The sequence below is a fragment of the Streptomyces griseochromogenes genome (genome assembly GCF_001542625.1).
In the GTDB taxonomy this organism is placed as follows: domain Bacteria; phylum Actinomycetota; class Actinomycetes; order Streptomycetales; family Streptomycetaceae; genus Streptomyces; species Streptomyces griseochromogenes.
The window spans coordinates 3459131-3474352 of the sequence record NZ_CP016279.1 but is presented as its reverse complement, the minus strand read 5'-3'; the positions used below and the strand labels follow the sequence as shown (position 1 = coordinate 3474352).

Sequence of the window (15222 nt, the reverse complement as noted above, 5' to 3'; positions counted from 1 at the left end):
CATGGGGCGCGACGAGACGGCCGACACCGAAGCGCCGGGGCGAGGTCCGCGTCGGCGCGCTGGTATCCGCACACCCCCGCGCCGTACTCCACTCCGGGCAGACGGCTGACCCGCCCGGGTCACGTGGTGCACCCGATCGGCCCACCGAACGCGCGCGATCGACATCGACCGGGTATGGCATGCGATGACCTGATGAGCACACAATCGACCCAGGGGAACGGGGTGCAACGGTGGGCATCGGACATGGGGCGCGCACGCGACGCGCGGTACTGACGGCGGCACTGGTGGGCGCCACCCTGACGGCCTCCCTGACGGCGGGCTGCGCGCGGCAGGGCCCCGGCGACGACTCCCGCGCCCCGCGCAGGCCCCCGGCACCGACCCACGGGGCGCCCGCGTCCGCGGCCCGCTCACCACTCGCCGTGAAGATCGACAACGTGCCCGCCGCCCGCCCGCAGACGGGAGTCGACGCGGCGGACATCGTGTACGCGGAGCAGGTCGAGGGCGGGCTGAGCCGTCTGATGGCGGTGTATGCCACCAAGCTCCCGAAGTCGGTCGGCCCGGTGCGCAGCGCCCGCGAGTCCGACCTGGAGCTGTTGCGCCAGTTCGACAAGCCGGTCCTGGCGTTCTCCGGGGCCCAGCACAAGCTGCTGCCGCTGATCCACCGGGCGCCCCTGCGCGCCAAGTCACCCGACGACGCCGCTTACGCCTATTACCGGGGCTCCGGCAAGGCTGCGCCGCACAACCTCTACCTGCACCCCGCCCGGCTGTTGTCCGGCGCCCCGGGCAAAGCCACGTTGACCACCGGATTCCGCTACGGCCCGGCGCCCTCCGGCGGCACCCCCGAGACCTCACGGACCGTGCGCTACCCGGCGGCGCGCTTCACCTTCACCTGGTCCGCGCGGCACGGTCACTGGCTGGTCGCGATGGACGGCAAGCCCGCGGTGACGGCCGGCGGCGCGCGGCTCGCCCCGGCCACGGTCGTCGTACAGCACGTGAAGATCCGCTCCTCCGGCTACCACGACATGCTCGGCAGCCACACGCCGTACACCGAGACGGTCGGCTCGGGGAAGGCCGAGGTGCTGCGGGGCGGGCGGTCCTTCGACGCCACCTGGTCACGGCCGTCGGCGACCGGCGGTACGACTTTCAAGGCGGCGAAGGGCGGCCGGATGAACTTCGCCGAGGGCCAGGTGTGGGTGGTGTTCGCCGCGGCTTCCTCCTGACCGCGCGCCGGTCAGCCCTCCTGGGCGATCGGCGGCTCCGCCGGATTGCGCAGGTCCTCGGCCGCGTCCGCGACCCGGCGGATCAGGTCGAAGAAGTCGGTCTGCTCCTCGGCGGAGAGAGGGGCGAGGAAGACCTGGTTCATCCGGGCCGTGCGCACGGTCAGCTTGCGGTGGGTGCGCAGCCCGTCGTCGGTGAGGCGGAGCAGGAAGCGGCGGCCGTCCTGCGGGTCACGGGTCTTGTCCAGCAGCCCGCGGCGGCCGAGCCTGCTGATGACCTCGGCGATGGTCGACCGGTCCAGGCCCACCCGCTCCCCCACGGTCCGCTGGTCGAGGCCCGGCTCGGCGACGAGCGCGTTCAGGACAGCGAACTGCGGCGAGGTGATCTCCTCCGAGACCATGGTGTTCCACAGCAGGTAGTGCGCCTGCTGAAGCCGCCGGGCCAGATGCCCGGGATGGGTGGTGAGGTCCACGGCGGCCATCTGCGCTCCTCGGATGGATTCGTTGGTGTACTGAACGATACTCGCCCGATGACCCACCTGTCCGCCCTCTGATCCCCCGCACTACGAGGTCTTGACGGTTTTGATGTCTGGTGGCAGCGTGAAAAGCATCTCGCTGAAATACTCAGTGCGCTGATTAATTCCAGAGATGAGGCTTCACGGATGGACAAGGTGGTCGCCACGGCCGGTGAGGCGGTGGCCGATGTCCCCGACGGCGCGTCCCTCGCGGTCGGCGGCTTCGGGCTGAGCGGTGTGCCGAACGTACTGATCCAGGCGCTGTACGAGCGCGGGACGAGCGGTCTGGGCGTGGTGTCGAACAACTGCGGGGCGATGGAGTCCGGCCTCGCGGTGCTGCTCGCCGCCGGCCGGATCGCCCGTGTGACCGGCTCCTACATCGGCGGCAACAAGGAGTTCGCCCGCCAGTACCTGTCCGGCGAACTGGAGGTGGAGCTGATCCCGCAGGGCACGCTGGCCGAACGGCTGCGCGCGGGCGGCGCCGGCATCCCCGCCTTCTACACCCCGGCGGGCGTGGGCACGCAGGTCGCCGAAGGCGGACTGCCCTGGCGCTACGACGGAGAGGGCGGCGTCGCGCTCGCCTCGCCGCCGAAGGAGGTGCGGGAGTTCGACGGCGCGGAGTACGTTCTGGAGCGAGGCATCCGCACCGACTTCGCCCTGGTCCGCGCCGCCAGGGGCGACCGGCACGGCAATCTCGTCTTCAACAAGTCCTCCCGGAACTTCAACCCGTTGGCCGCCATGGCGGGCCGTGTGACCATCGCCGAGGTGGAGCAGCTGGTCGAGCCGGGCCAGATCGGCCCGGACGCGGTGCACCTGCCCGGCGTCTTCGTGCAGCGCGTGGTGGCGCTGACCCCCGAGCAGGCGGTGGACAAGAGGATCGAGCAGCGGACGGTGAGGTCCTGATGGCCTGGACACGCGAGCAGATGGCCGCCCGCGCGGCCCGCGAGCTGCGGGACGGCCAGTACGTCAATCTCGGCATCGGCCTGCCGACACTGATCCCGAACCACCTGCCCCCGGGCGTCGAGGTGGTCCTCGAGTCGGAGAACGGCATCCTCGGTACCGGCCCGTACCCCGCCGCGGACGAGGTCGACCCGGACCTGATCAACGCGGGCAAGGAGACCGTCACGGTCCTGCCGGGCGCCTCCTACTTCGACTCCGCGCTCAGCTTCGCGATGATCCGGGGCGGCCATATCGACGTGGCCGTGCTGGGCGCGATGCAGGTGTCCGCGGACGGGGACCTGGCCAACTGGGCCGTCCCCGGCAAGCTGGTCACCGGGATCGGCGGCGCGATGGACCTGGTGCACGGCGCCCGTACGGTCGTCGTCGTGATGACGCACACGGCCAAGGACGGCTCGCCGAAGATCCTTCAGCGGTGCACGCTGCCGCTCACGGGCAAGGCGTGTGTGAACCGGGTCATCACCGATCTGGGCGTGCTGGACGTCACGGACGAGGGACTCGCCCTCGTCGAGACCGCCCCTGGCGTGAGCGTCGACGAGGTCGTCGCCAGGACGGATGCGAAACTGACCGTCACAAAGGATCTGCCATGAACCCGGTCTACATCGTCGACGCCGTCCGCACCCCGTTCGGCCGCTACAACGGCGGCCTGTCCTCGGTCCGGCCGGACGACCTCGCCGCCCACACCCTGCGCGAACTCCTCTCCCGCAGCCCCGGCCTGGACCCCTCCCGCATCGAGGACGTCTATTTCGGCAACGCCAATGGCGCCGGGGAGGAGAATCGCAACGTCGCCCGCATGGCAGCCCTGCTCGCGGGTCTGCCGGCCTCGGTACCGGGCGTGACGGTCAACCGGCTGTGCGCCTCCGGCCTCGAAGCGGTCGTCCAGGCCACCCGCGCCATCGCGGTGGGGGACGCCTCCATCGCCGTGGCGGGCGGGGTCGAGTCGATGACCCGGGCACCGTATGTCCTGCCGAAGTCCGACAGGCCCTTCCCGGCCGCCCACACCGAGCTGTACTCGACCACGCTCGGCTGGCGCCTGGTCAACCCCGGGATGGACCCGCGGTGGACCATCCCGCTCGGCGAGTCCGCCGAGCTGATCGCCGACAAACACAAGATCACCCGCGAGCGGCAGGACGAGTTCGCGCTCGCCTCCCACCGCAAGGCGGCCGCCGCGCGGGAACAGGGCCTGCTCGACGCCGAGTCGGTGCCCGTGCCCGTCCCGCGGCGCAAGGGCGACCCGGTCGTCTTCGTCGCCGACGAGGGCGTACGGCCCGACGCCTCCCTGACCGCGATGGCGAAGCTCAAGCCGTCCTTCCGCGACGAGGGCACGGTCACCGCGGCCAACGCCTCCCCGCTGAGCGACGGCGCCGCCGCACTGCTGCTCACCGACGAGAAGGGCCTGAGGGCCACCGGCCGCGAACCCCTGGCCCGGGTCTCGGCGACCGGAGTGTCGGCGATCGACCCGCGGTACTTCGGACTCGCCCCCGTCGAGGCGGTCGACCGCGCCCTCGCCAAGGCGGGAAAGGGATTCGACGACCTGTCGGTCCTCGAACTGAACGAGGCGTTCGCCGCCCAGGTCCTCGGCTGTCTCGCCGAGTGGCCCGAGTTCGACCCGGCCCTGCTCAACCCCCAGGGCGGGGCGATCGCCCTCGGCCATCCCCTCGGCGCCTCCGGCGCCCGCCTCGCCGGCACCGTCGCCCACCAGCTCGCCCGCCGCGGCTCCGGCATCGGCGTGGCCACCCTCTGCATCGGCGTGGGCCAGGGCCTCGCCCTCGTCCTCGAACGGTAAGGAAGCACCAGGTACCCCATGGCTCTCACCCAGCAGGACATCGACCGGGAGATCGCGGCCGAGCACGCCGCGTACGAGAAGCGGATAGCCGACGGCGCGCCCGTCGAGCACCACCCCCGCCGCGACTACGCGCCCTACCGCTCCTCCGCACTCCGCCACCCCAAGCAGGCCCTGGTCGCCATCGACACCGGCCAGGACCCCGAACTGGTGGAACTGCACTCCCCCGCCTTCGGGGAACGCGACCTCACGGAGATCGACAACGACCTCACCCGGCAGCACACCAGTCAGCCGATCGGCGAGCGGATCACCGTGTCCGGCCGGCTCCTGGACAGTTCCGGATGCCCGGTCCGCGGCCAGCTGATCGAGATCTGGCAGGCCAACTCCGCAGGACGCTACGCCCACCAGCGCGAACAGCACGACGCCCCGCTGGATCCGAACTTCACCGGCGTCGGCCGCACCCTCACGGACACCGAGGGCCGCTACCACTTCACCACCATCCAGCCGGGTCCCTACCCCTGGCGCAACCACGTGGGCGCCTGGCGTCCGGCGCACATCCACTTCTCGGTCTTCGGCACGGCGTTCACCCAGCGGCTGGTGACGCAGATGTACTTCCCGAACGACCCGCTCTTCCCCTACGACCCGATCCTGCAGTCCGTGACGGACGACGCGGCCCGGCAGCGACTGGTCGCCACCTATGACCACGGCCTGTCGGTGCCGGAGTTCTCCCTCGGCTACCACTGGGACATCGTGCTGGACGGCCCGGCCGCCACCTGGATCGAGGAAGGACGCTGACCCCGCGATGACGAAGATCGACACCAGCAGCCCTCAGGGTGTGCCGCCCACCCCGTCCCACACGGTCGGCCCCTTCTACGGGTACGCGCTGCCGTTCCCCGGCGGTGAGGAGATCGCGCCCCTGGCGCACCCCGACACGATCACCGTGCACGGCTACGTCCTCGACGGCGAGGGCAGGCCGCTGCCCGACGCGTTGGTGGAACTGTGGGGACCGGCTCCCGACGGGAGCGTCCCCCAGGCGGACGGCTCCATCCGCCGGGACCAGGCCACCGGCGGCCATCTGGGCCGCAACGGGGTGGAGTTCACCGGTTGGGGGCGGATCCAGACGGACGCGAACGGCCACTGGTACGCGCGGACACTGCGACCCGGCGCTCGCGGGCACAGCGCCCCCTATCTGAGCGTGTGCGTCTTCGCCCGCGGCCTGCTCATGCACCTGTTCACCCGGATCTACCTGCCGGGCGACGAAAGGGCACTCGCCACCGACCCGCTGCTCACCCAGGTGGGCGAGCGACGCGACACGCTGATCGCCGGCGACGAGGGCAGCGGCACCTACCGTTTCGACATCCGCCTTCAGGGCGAAGGCGAGACGGTCTTCCTGGAGTTCCAGTGACATTTACGCCTCCCCCGTACGCGGACACCGGCCTGCTCGCCCCCGGGTGGGGACTGTCCGGTGCCGCGTCGGAGACCGGCGACCACGCGTATCTGCGGGCGCTGCTCGACGCCGAGGCCGGCCTCACCCGGGCGCAGGCCGCGCTGGGGCTCGCCCCGGCCGCGGCCGCGGCGGCGGTGACCGAGGCGGCCGACCCGGCCGGCTTCGGCATCCGCTCCCTGGCGGCTCGCACCCCCGCCGGCGGCAACCCGGTCATCCCGCTGGTCGCCGATCTGACCGCGGCGGTCGGCGAGGAGTACGGCCCCTACGTCCACCGGGGCGCGACCAGCCAGGACATCATGGACACGGCGACGATGCTGGTCGCCGTGCGCACCCTGGAGCTGGTCCTCGCCGATCTGGGCCGGACCGAGCGGGCGCTGGCCGCCCTCGCCGCCGAGCACCGGGACACGGTGATGCCCGGGCGGACGCTCACGCAGCACGCCGTACCGACGACGTTCGGGCTGAAGGCGGCAGGCTGGCGTGCGCTGGTCCTGGACGCGCGCGATCGCGTCGCCCGAGTACGGGACTCGCTCCCCGTCCAACTGGGTGGCGCGGCCGGTACCTTGGCCGCTTTCCGGGCGTACGGCGCCGAGGACGCGGCCGCGCTCACCGAGGCGTACGCCCGTGAAGTCGGCCTCGCCGCACCGGCGTTGCCCTGGCACACGCTCCGCACCCCCATCGCCGACCTGGCCGGGTGTCTGGCCCTCACGGCGGGGGCGCTGGGCAAACTCGCCGCGGACGTGCTGACCCTGTCGCGCACCGAGATCGGCGAGGTGGGCGAGGGCAGCGGCGGAGGTTCGTCGGCGATGCCGCACAAGGCGAACCCGGTGCGGTCCACGCTCCTCGCGGCAGCCGCCCGGCAGGCCCCGCAGCTCGCCGCCGTCCTCTACGGCTCCCTGGCCGCCGGGGACGAACGGCCGGCCGGTGCCTGGCACGCCGAGTGGGAGCCGTTGCGTGACCTGCTCCGGCTGGTGGGCGGAGCGGCCGCCCACGCGGCGGAGCTGGCCGAGGGGCTGCGCGTGTGTCCCACCGCGATGCGCCGGAACCTGGAGGCGACCGGGGGCCTGATCGTCTCCGAACGGCTGTCCGCCGCGCTGGCCCCCGCACTCGGCAGCGCGCGCTCGAAGCGGCTGCTGACCGAACTGGCCGGCCGCGCCCGCACGGAAGACCGCCCTCTGCGTGAACTCCTCGCGGAGAAAGTGGAGTTGGAGGCGTCCGAACTGGACGACCTCATCGACCCCGCGCACTACACCGGCTTCGCCGGTCCCCTCACCGACCGTGCCCTGGAGCGACGTTGACCGTGAAACTCCTCAACCACAGGGAAGAAGGCCCGGCCTCCGCTCCCCCGCTGCTGCTCGGTCCCTCGCTCGGCACCTCCTACGCGCTGTGGGACGCGGTCGCGCCCGAGCTGTCGATCACCCACCGGGTGGTGCGCTGGGACCTGCCGGGGCACGGTGGCTCGCCGGCCGGCCTGATCGGGCCGGGGGCCACCGTCGCAGACCTGGCCGCGCTGGTGCTGGAACTCGCCGACGCGCTCGGCATCGAGCGGTTCGCCTACGCGGGCGTGTCATTGGGCGGCGCGATCGGCCTGTACCTGGCCCTGCACCACCCCGAGCGGCTCACCTCCCTCGCGGTCATCTGCTCGTCCGCCCACTTCGGCGGCGCCGCGCCCTGGCAGGAGCGTGCCGAGCGGGTACGCCGCGAGGGCCTGGAGTGGCTCGCGGACAGCGCCGACGCACGCTGGTTCACGCCCGGCTTCACCGTGCCGCGGCTGGTACAGGACCACCGGGAGGCCGACCCGGAGGGGTACGCCGCCTGCTGCGACGCACTGGCCGCCTTCGACCTGCGCGAACGGCTCCCCGACATCGCCGTACCCACCCTGCTCGTGGCGGGCCGGCAGGATCCCGCGACGCCGCCCGCCCAGCTGCGGGAGATCGCGGACGCCGTGCCCGGGGCCGCGCTCGTGGAGCTGCCCGGGGCCTCCCACCTCGCGCCCGCCGAGTGCCCGGGGGCCGTCCTGACCGCCCTGCGCACCCAGCTGAACGGGGCTCCGGCGAGCGGGATGGCGGTGCGCCGGGAGGTGCTGGGCGACGCACATGTGGACCGAGCGCAGGCCCGGCAGACCCCGTTCACCGCACGGTTCCAGGACTTCATCTCCCGCTACGCCTGGGGAGAGATCTGGACCGACCCGACCCTCTCGCGCCGCGAGCGCAGCATGATCACACTGACCGCGCTGGTCGCGCACGGCCACCACGACGAGCTGGCGATGCACGTCCGGGCGGCTCGGCGGGGCGGGCTGACACCGGAGGAGATCGGGGCGGTGCTGCTCCAGACCGCCGTGTACTGCGGGGTGCCCTCGGCCAACTCGGCGTTCGCGACGGCCCAGCGGGTGCTCGCCGAGGAGGAGCAGGAGGAGTCCCGCCGCGGGTGACCCTGCCGGTCGTAGTCGCAACGGCATCTCCTTCGCGGCCTCGGGCCGTGCCTGGAACAGGAGCATGTCCACGGCTCTGATCACCGGCGCCACCGCCGGGCTCGGCCGGTACATCGCCTTCGAACTGGTCATGTGAACGTGGGTGGTGTGCGGTGTTCAGCCGACCGCATACCACCCGTCGTGACCTGCCGCAGCGGTGTGCCCTACCTCAGCCCCCGCCCTTTCTCCAGCACCTCCCGCGCTTGGTTCACCAGCCCGTCCGCACCGCACGAACGGGCGAGCGCCAGACCCCGGTTGAGTTCGGCGACCGAGCGGGCCGCGATGCCGTACTCGACCCGGGCGGCCGCGTGTTCGTACTGACAGGGCGAGGCTTCCAGATAGGCGACGGCCTGGGAGGCGAGGTGTACCGCGCGCGGGCCGGACTCCAGGGCGGCCGCGCAGCGCAGGGCCTCGCCGATGGCGGTGTCCGTACCGAACCGCTCGGCCTGGCGGCGGGCGTCACCGGCGAGCTGGGCGGCGCGGGCCGGGTCCCGGGTGGCGAGGGCCCGGGCGAGGTCGACCATCCAGGGGACCATCACCGGGTTGTGGTGGCCGCGTACGGCAGCCGCCTTCCCCGCCGCCTCCAGTTCGTTGATCGCGTCGTCGACGCGGCCGACCGCAAGCAGCAGCCGGCCGCGCACGGAGCGCGGGTCCGGCAGCACGATCGTGGACGGGTAGGGCGGGATGAATCCGTACTGTTCGGCGATCGACCACGCCTCGCCGACCTGGCCGCGGGCGAGCAGGGTGTCGACGAGGTTGCAGGTGGCGGTCCAGTACAGGGGCAGGCCGCGGCCGACGCGCTCGGCCAGGCGCAGCCCCTCGCGCAGGGACGTCTCGGCCTCCCTGAGCCGTCCTCGCCTGCGGTGTCCGAACCCCACGTAGGCGTGGGCCAGTGCGAGGTGGCCGCCGGTCCACTGGGCGGTCTCGTAGGTGCGCAGGGCTTCGGTGTACAGGGCCTCGGCCCGGTCGAGCCGGTCGGCGAAGGCGTACGCGTTGGACAGCATCAGCAGGAGTTCTATGCCCCACTCGGTGTCGGTCCAGCCGAGTCCCGGTGCAAGCCGGCCGTTGACGAGCGCGCGGTCGCACAGCTCGACGACCTCCTCGGCGCTCTCGCCGTGGGTCATGGCGTCGAAACCGCGCAGTATCAGCAGCGCGCGCTCGGCGTTGTCCTGGCCGGTGCAGGTCCGGGCGAGTTCGGCGAGGCGCTCGGAGCGATCGGGTGAGGTGGCCTCGCCCGCGTAGATGCCCTCCCACATGTACTGCACCGCCTGCAGCCGCATCCGGGCGGGGCCGGGCTCGTGCCGGGCGGCCTCGGCCTCGACGGTGCGGACGGCCTCCTCCAGCTGGTCGTTGTGGAGCAGGGCCTGGGAGAGGCGGAAGACGGCGTCGACGCGTTCCGCGCCGTCGAGGCCGGGCATGGCGAGCGCGTTCTGCAGGTGGTCGATGGTGGTCGCGGGCGCGGTCAGGAGGGTGGCGCAGCCCAGTTCGTAGAGCACGCGCGCGTGGACCTCGGGCACCGGCGGTTCGAGCAGGGCGCGTTCCAGACAGCGGCGGGCCGCGTCGGGCGCGCCCACGGCCAGGTGCTCGCGGGCTGCCTCACGCAGCTGCTCGACGAGTTCCTCGTCGTCGTCCGGGTGCACCTTCAGCAGATGCCGGGAGGCCTCGGCGGCGCCGTGTCCCGTCTCGGTGAGGATCTGCGCGGCGACGCCGTGCATGGCGGTGCACACACCGGGCGGAATGGAGTTGTAGACGGCGGTGGCGATCAGCGGGTGGACGAACTCCAGCTCGCCGTCGTCCGTCTCGGCGCCGCCCGCCGGGTCGGGTTCGGTGAGGATGCGGGCGGTGCACAGCAGTTCGGCGCAGCGCTCGGCGATGTCGGGGTTCATGGAGGCGAGCCGGGCGACCAGGTCGGCGGAGATGCCGGTGCCGAGGATGGCGGCGGCCCAGGCGAACCGGGTGGCCTCGATGCCGAGTCCCTTGAGCCGGTCGACCAGGCCGCCGCCGCGGGCGGAACGGTTCAGGGCGCGCAGTTCGCCGGCCCGGCCCTCGACCGGCTGGAGTTCGCTGTCCTGCACCTTGGCGAGGAGCTCGACGGTGTCGTAGGGGTTGCCTCCGGTGACCGCCCAGACCTCGCGGCAGAACGGGTCGTCGGCGTGCCGGCCGACCGAGGCGCGGGTGATTCCGGCGGTGGCCTGCGGGGTGAGGGCGATCAGGTTGTTGACGGGGCGGCCCGCGGCGGCCACCGCCTCGAGGTGGCGGGCGCTGTCGCCGCTCACCTCGCCCGGGCGCCGGGCGACCACGATCAGCACGGACAGGTCGTCCAGGCGCTCGGCGAACGCGGCCAGCCAGCGCAGGGTCTCCTGGTCGGCCCAGTGCGCGTCGTCGATGAGCAGCACCAGCGGCCACTCGCGGCGGGCGAGCCGGCGCACGGCCGCGACGAGTCCGTCGCAGACGTACTGGGGGTCGGCGCTGCCCTCTCCGGGGTCCACTATGCCGAGGGCCGGGCCGGCGATCTCGTACCAGTCGCCGAGATACTCGCGGGCCTCCTCCGGCAGGAGGGAGAGCAGCGCGGGCTGCAGCAGCTGCCGCACCACGTTGAACGGGACGGACCGCAGAGTCTCGCCGCGGCGCTCGGCCATGCGACGCGTCTCGTTCAGCAGCGCGGTCTTGCCGAGTCCGGCCTCGCCCCGGAAGACCAGCAGGCTGCCCGCGGACGACTGATCGGCGCACAGGACGTCGAGCGCCTGTGTGACGGTGGCGATCTCCGCGTCCCGCTCCCACAGGGCAGCCGAGCCGGCCGTCGGCGGCCGTCCCTCCGTCATCCCGTTACCTCCCCAGGTCGCCCGAATGACGTACAGACCACGAGCGTAGCCGTCCGATGGGATGTGCGGAGGCAGGTCCGGGCAGGTGTGGCACCGCCGGGTGAAAGTGGGTGCGGCCGGGCGACGCGCACCCTGCCCGACCAGCCGATGCACAGTGGACGATCCGTCAACAGGGCCTGGGATGAAGCTTATTTTCGAAGACCGCGGCAACGACGGCGATCGCGGCGGTACGGCGGTCCGTGCGCCGACGTTGCGCGCGGTGGCGGCGGGGTCGGTGGGCAACTTCGTCGAGTGGTACGAGTTCGGCGTGTACGGCTATCTGGCCACGGTGCTGGCCGAGCGGTTCTTCACCCCGGCGGGCGGGAGCGCGGCCGAGGGCCTGGTCCGCACATACGCCTCCTTCGCGCTGGCGTTCTTCTTCCGGCCCCTCGGCGCCGTCCTGTTCGGCAGGCTGGGCGACCGGATCGGGCGACGGCCGGTGCTGCTCGGGGTGATCGCGCTGATGACGGCCGCGACGACCCTGATCGGCGCGCTGCCGACGTACGGCACGGCCGGCGCCCTGGCTCCATGGCTGCTGACGTTCCTGAGGATCGTTCAGGGGCTCGCGGCGGGAGGGGAGTTCGGCGGGGCGGTGGCGCTCCTGACGGAGTTCGCGCCGCCGGGCAGACGCGGACTGTACGGCGCGTGGCAGTCGTGCACGGTGGCGCTGGGCCTGCTGGGCGGGGCGGGGGCCGCCGCGGCGACCGCCACCGCGCTCAGCGGGGCCCGGCTCGGCGACTGGGGCTGGCGTTTGCCGTTCCTGCTGGCGTTGCCCCTCGGTCTTGTGGCGCTGTGGCTGCGGGCGGGGCTGGCGGAGACACCGGAGTTCCGGGCCCAGGACAAGGCGGACGGCGGTCCCGGGGGTGCCGGGGTGTCCGCCGCGGCGGTGCTGCTGGGTGCCGGGCGGGTCATGGGCTGGGCGGCGGCCGGATACACGTTCCTCGTCGTGCTGCCCTCGTATCTGCAGACCGCCCTGCATGCGGACGTCCGGCAGGCGCTGCTCGCCACCGTGCCCGCCAACGTGGGGTTCGCCGCGGCGATCCTGCCGGCGGGGCTGCTCAGCGACCGGATCGGGCGGCGGCCTGTGATGCTGACGGGGGCGGTGCTGGTGGCCGGGCTCGCGGTGCCGCTGTTCAACCTGCTCCAGGACGCGGGGACCTCGGCCGTCGTCAAGGGCGTGGCCACCTGTGCCGCGGGCGCGATGGTGGGGCTGATGGCCGGGCCCGGGCCCGCGCTGCTCGCCGAGATGTTCCCGACGCGGGTGCGATGGACGGGCCTCGGGCTGGCGTACTCCCTGTCGAACGCGGTCTTCTCCGGATGCGCGGGGCTGATCATCACCGAGGCCGTGCGGCGGACCGGGAACGTGGACGTGCCCGCCTACTACGCGGCGGCGGCGTGCGCGGTGAGCGCACTGACCTTGGGGAAACGGCACTGTGACGAAGGGAGTTGATGTCCGGTGCGGGTGATCGGACTGATGTCGGGGACGTCGTACGACGCGGTGGACGCGGCGGCCGCGGAGCTGCGCCTGGACGGCGACACGCTGGCCCTGAAGCCGCTGGGAATGGTGAGCGCGCCGTACGACGGCGGGCTGCGCGAGGCGCTCGCGGCGGCGCTGCCACCGACCGCCGTACCGCTCGCCGAGGTGTGCCGGCTCGACACCCGGATCGGGCAGGCCTTCGCCGCGGCGGCGGTCCGGGCCGACCGCGAACTGTGCGGCGGGCGCGCGGAGTTGGTGGTCTCGCACGGTCAGACCGTCTACCACTGGGCCGAGGACGGCCGGGTGCACGGCACACTCCAGCTGGGGCAGCCCGCGTGGATCGCCGAGGCGACCGGGCTGCCGGTGGTCGCCGATCTGCGCGCCCGGGACGTCGCCGCGGGCGGCCAGGGCGCGCCCCTGGTGAGTCTGGTCGACCTGCTGTGGCTGTGGGGCAGGCCGGGTACGCCGGTCGCGCTGAACATCGGCGGCATCGCCAATCTGACCGCGCCGGACGGGACGGCGTTCGACACCGGGCCGGGCTGTGCGCTGCTGGACGCGGCGGCCCGGGAGTTCAGCGGCGGGCGCCTGGCCTACGACGCCGGGGGCGCGCTGGCCGCGCGCGGGCTGCCGTACCGGCCGCTGCTGGACCGGCTGCTCGCGGAGCCGTACTACGCGCTGGAGCCGCCCAAGACGACGGGCAAGGAGCTGTTCCACGCCGGATACCTGCGGGCGGCCGGGCTGGACGGCCTGAGCGCACCGGACGCGCTGGCGACGCTCACCCTGCTGACGGCGCGGACGGTCGCCGAGGCGGTACGGTCCGTCGGGGCCACGGAGGTGATCGCCTCGGGCGGGGGTACCCGCAACCCGGTGCTCGTGCGGGAACTGGGGCATCAGCTGCCCGGGATCCCGCTGCGGACCTCGGACGAGCTGGGCCTGCCCGCGCCGGCGAAGGAGGCCTACGCCTTCGCCGTCCTCGGCTTCCTCACCGTCCACGGCCTGCCGGGCACGGACCCCCGCAGCACCGGCGCCCGCCGTCCGAGCGTGCTGGGATCGGTGACACCGGGACGCGACGGCCTGCGCCTGCCGCCCGCTCAGCGGGGCGTTCCGGTGCGGCTGGTGGTGGAGGCGTGATGTGCCGGCGCCCGTGGCGGAGTGGCGTCTGCCGCGTTCAGGGGCCGTCGGGCACGAGGTTGTTCGCGCTGAGCAGGTTGCCGCCGGCGGGAGAGCCGATCGACTTGCGCAGTTCTCCGACACCCGGATCGCGGACGGACACCGTCAGGGTGTAGGCCGGCTGCCCGGTGATGGTGTTCTTGGAGTCGATCGGCGGCACGAGTTTCTTCATCACGGCGTTGCCGTCGTAGCCGGGGCACAGGGCCCGGGCCGGGAGCGCGACCTCGGCGTCGGCGCCGCCGGTCAGGTCGATGTGCGTCTTGTCCTCGCGGCCGGCCTTCCTGGGGGTGTGCCAGGTGACGGGGAGGCCGTGCGCGCCGCCGACCAGTCCGTCCGGGCCCTCGATCTCCACCGCGACGCCCTCTCCGCCCAGGGTCCGGGACACCTGGAGCGAGCCCTTCGGGCCTTGTGCGAAGAGCAGCCCGATGCCGAGCCGGCCGGGGGTTCGGCCGGACAACTGCTCATAGCCGAAGGAGCCGAGTTCGAGCTGCGGGCCGGGACGCGGGCCCGTGGACTGCGGCTCGGGTGAGGAGGCGGACGCGGGGAGCGGGAAGTGGTGGTAGCCCTTGGTTCCGCACTGATCGCCGTCGGAGACACCGCCGCCCGGCAGTGCCACGGCCTCGGCCGGGCCCGACGCGGGCGGCCCGCCCCACGAGAACAGGTTCTGCTGGTAGCCGACGACCAGCACAACGGCCGCCACGGCCACCCAGGGGACCGCGGCCCCCGCCCACTCGCGGAACCCACGTCCCTTCGGCCTGCGGGCCTTCGGCTCCGCCCCGCGCGCGGCCCGCAGCCGCCGGTTCACCATCCTGGCCCGCGCCGACGGCTCCTTCGGCGCGGCGGCGCCATCGCCTTCGGCGGCGTCCCGGAGGAACGCGGCCCACTGCGCGTCGGATATGGAGGACTGCTCCTCTGATTCCCCGTCGGATCCTTCGGGGGGCGGGACCGTACTCACCGGGCTGACCCTTCGCTGGTGTGGGGCCGGGGCCCCTGGCGTTTCCGTCATGATGCCGTACGGGTCCGACACCGCCGGGTTCGTCCGAAGGACGGGGTCACCGGTCGACGTGTGCGGTGATCCGTCCGGCCAGGCCGTCCTCGTCGTCCGCGGGCGGCTGGCCGGGGCCGCGGGTGAGCGGGGTGCAAGGACGGCTGCGGGTGGGTGAGGCAGCCGTAGGGGCCGTTGTCGGACGCCGGTCCGAGTACGAGGGCGTGGGCGGGGGTGCGCCCATGAGGCCGTACAGCCACGGCCCGTTGGTCACGCGGGCGTCGTCCGGGTCGACGGGGTACATCTCGCCGAGGCTCATGGGGCTGGCGGGCTGATGCCGAGC

General features: G+C 73.2%; 14 protein-coding genes. 10 read left to right on the top strand and 4 right to left on the bottom strand.

The genetic code is table 11. From position 1 onward, the window contains the following. The first annotated feature begins 236 nt into the window (after nt 1-236). Nucleotides 237-1220 carry a DUF3048 domain-containing protein gene (locus tag AVL59_RS14850; RefSeq protein ID WP_067317288.1) on the top strand — a complete coding sequence of 328 codons (984 nt, stop codon included), beginning with the start codon at nt 237-239 and terminating at the stop codon, nt 1218-1220. A gap of 11 nt (nt 1221-1231) precedes the next feature. Here AVL59_RS14850 and AVL59_RS14845 read toward each other — a convergent pair whose 3' ends face one another. Next, a complete protein-coding gene (locus AVL59_RS14845; RefSeq protein ID WP_067303966.1) occupies nt 1232-1699 on the bottom strand; it encodes a MarR family winged helix-turn-helix transcriptional regulator in 468 nt (155 codons plus the stop codon). A gap of 180 nt (nt 1700-1879) precedes the next feature. Here AVL59_RS14845 and AVL59_RS14840 point away from each other — a divergent pair, with 180 nt between their 5' ends. Genes AVL59_RS14840 through pcaDC form a run of 7 tightly spaced genes read left to right on the top strand, consistent with a single transcriptional unit; the run spans nt 1880 to nt 8347 of the window. Next, nucleotides 1880-2635 (top strand): CoA transferase subunit A, encoded by a 756-nt coding sequence (locus AVL59_RS14840; RefSeq protein WP_067303963.1) that lies wholly within the window; start codon nt 1880-1882, stop codon nt 2633-2635. Further along, a complete protein-coding gene (locus AVL59_RS14835) occupies nt 2635-3279 on the top strand; it encodes a CoA transferase subunit B (RefSeq protein WP_067303961.1) in 645 nt (214 codons plus the stop codon). Before AVL59_RS14840 ends, AVL59_RS14835 begins: the two co-directional genes overlap by 1 nt. Further along, on the top strand, nt 3276-4475 hold the full coding sequence (locus tag AVL59_RS14830; protein WP_067303958.1) for a thiolase family protein: 1200 nt from the start codon (nt 3276-3278) through the stop codon (nt 4473-4475). The genes AVL59_RS14835 and AVL59_RS14830 overlap by 4 nt, the downstream gene beginning before the upstream one ends. A gap of 18 nt (nt 4476-4493) precedes the next feature. Next, nucleotides 4494-5267: a protocatechuate 3,4-dioxygenase subunit beta gene (pcaH, locus tag AVL59_RS14825; RefSeq protein WP_067303956.1), complete on the top strand. Its 774-nt coding sequence runs from the start codon at nt 4494-4496 to the stop codon at nt 5265-5267. A 7-nt stretch (nt 5268-5274) separates the two neighbouring features. Further along, nucleotides 5275-5877: a protocatechuate 3,4-dioxygenase subunit alpha gene (pcaG, locus tag AVL59_RS14820; protein ID WP_067303953.1), complete on the top strand. Its 603-nt coding sequence runs from the start codon at nt 5275-5277 to the stop codon at nt 5875-5877. Continuing rightward, complete coding sequence (gene pcaB / locus AVL59_RS14815; protein ID WP_067303950.1) at nt 5874-7214, top strand: 3-carboxy-cis,cis-muconate cycloisomerase; 1341 nt, start codon at nt 5874-5876, stop codon at nt 7212-7214. The genes pcaG and pcaB overlap by 4 nt, the downstream gene beginning before the upstream one ends. Then, entirely contained in the window at nt 7211-8347 is a 1137-nt protein-coding gene (pcaDC, locus tag AVL59_RS14810) for a bifunctional 3-oxoadipate enol-lactonase/4-carboxymuconolactone decarboxylase PcaDC (protein WP_067303948.1), read from the top strand. The genes pcaB and pcaDC overlap by 4 nt, the downstream gene beginning before the upstream one ends. 203 nt (nt 8348-8550) lie before the next feature. Here pcaDC and AVL59_RS14805 read toward each other — a convergent pair whose 3' ends face one another. Beyond that, nucleotides 8551-11208 (bottom strand): ATP-binding protein, encoded by a 2658-nt coding sequence (locus AVL59_RS14805; protein ID WP_067303945.1) that lies wholly within the window; start codon nt 11206-11208, stop codon nt 8551-8553. A 181-nt stretch (nt 11209-11389) separates the two neighbouring features. Here AVL59_RS14805 and AVL59_RS14800 point away from each other — a divergent pair, with 181 nt between their 5' ends. Next, entirely contained in the window at nt 11390-12697 is a 1308-nt protein-coding gene (locus AVL59_RS14800; RefSeq protein WP_079146699.1) for an MFS transporter, read from the top strand. A 6-nt stretch (nt 12698-12703) separates the two neighbouring features. Then, nucleotides 12704-13855, top strand: coding sequence for an anhydro-N-acetylmuramic acid kinase (locus AVL59_RS14795; protein ID WP_067303942.1), 1152 nt, complete (start codon nt 12704-12706; stop codon nt 13853-13855). 37 nt (nt 13856-13892) lie between these two features. On the opposite strand, the gene AVL59_RS14790 is transcribed toward AVL59_RS14795, so the two are convergent. Both AVL59_RS14790 and AVL59_RS52965 read right to left on the bottom strand, forming a co-directional pair. After that, a complete protein-coding gene (locus AVL59_RS14790) occupies nt 13893-14849 on the bottom strand; it encodes a hypothetical protein (RefSeq protein ID WP_237281508.1) in 957 nt (318 codons plus the stop codon). A 97-nt stretch (nt 14850-14946) separates the two neighbouring features. Further along, nucleotides 14947-15198 (bottom strand): hypothetical protein, encoded by a 252-nt coding sequence (locus tag AVL59_RS52965; RefSeq protein ID WP_162494758.1) that lies wholly within the window; start codon nt 15196-15198, stop codon nt 14947-14949. Nucleotides 15199-15222: the final 24 nt, after the last annotated feature.

Bases quoted from the DNA above. Each gene is read 5' to 3' on its own strand.
- AVL59_RS14845 (WP_067303966.1), bottom strand. From the start codon at position 1,699: ATGGCCGCCGTGGACCTCACCACCCATCCCGGGCATCTGGCCCGGCGG.
- AVL59_RS14840 (WP_067303963.1), top strand. From the start codon at position 1,880: ATGGACAAGGTGGTCGCCACGGCCGGTGAGGCGGTGGCCGATGTCCCC.
- AVL59_RS14835 (WP_067303961.1), top strand. From the start codon at position 2,635: ATGGCCTGGACACGCGAGCAGATGGCCGCCCGCGCGGCCCGCGAGCTG.
- AVL59_RS14830 (WP_067303958.1), top strand. From the start codon at position 3,276: ATGAACCCGGTCTACATCGTCGACGCCGTCCGCACCCCGTTCGGCCGC.
- pcaH (WP_067303956.1), top strand. From the start codon at position 4,494: ATGGCTCTCACCCAGCAGGACATCGACCGGGAGATCGCGGCCGAGCAC.
- pcaG (WP_067303953.1), top strand. From the start codon at position 5,275: ATGACGAAGATCGACACCAGCAGCCCTCAGGGTGTGCCGCCCACCCCG.
- AVL59_RS14805 (WP_067303945.1), bottom strand. From the start codon at position 11,208: ATGACGGAGGGACGGCCGCCGACGGCCGGCTCGGCTGCCCTGTGGGAG.
- AVL59_RS14800 (WP_079146699.1), top strand. From the start codon at position 11,390: ATGAAGCTTATTTTCGAAGACCGCGGCAACGACGGCGATCGCGGCGGT.
- AVL59_RS52965 (WP_162494758.1), bottom strand. From the start codon at position 15,198: ATGAGCCTCGGCGAGATGTACCCCGTCGACCCGGACGACGCCCGCGTG.